This window comes from Ensifer sp. VA4 (assembly GCF_055710065.1).
This window is the reverse complement of sequence record NZ_JBVQPO010000071.1, coordinates 1-292: the sequence shown is the minus strand read 5'-3', so window position 1 is coordinate 292 and position 292 is coordinate 1. Positions and strand designations below refer to the sequence as shown.

The following is a 292-nucleotide window of genomic DNA, read 5'->3' as shown; positions in this document are numbered from 1 at the left end:
GGCTGTCGCTCGGGATCACGCTGAGCTGGCTGGTGCTGATCGTGTTGATTCCGCTGTCGGGGCTGGTGGTCCGGGCCAGCGGGCTCGGCTGGTCCGAGTTCGTGGCGCTGACGCTCGATCCGCGCACCCTCAACGCGCTGAAGATCTCCTTCGGCACGGCGTTCCTCGCCGCGGTGATCAACCTGATCTTCGGCGTCATCCTCGCCTGGGTGCTGGTGCGCTATCGTTTCCCCGGCAAGCGGGTGGTCGACGCCATGGTCGACCTGCCGTTCGCGCTGCCGACCGCGGTCGC

General features: G+C 68.2%; 1 pseudogene. It reads left to right on the top strand.

Features of this window, described 5'->3' with window-relative positions:
• Positions 1 to 292, top strand: a pseudogene (locus AC0C6X_RS30210) (molybdate ABC transporter permease subunit); the annotation flags it as partial.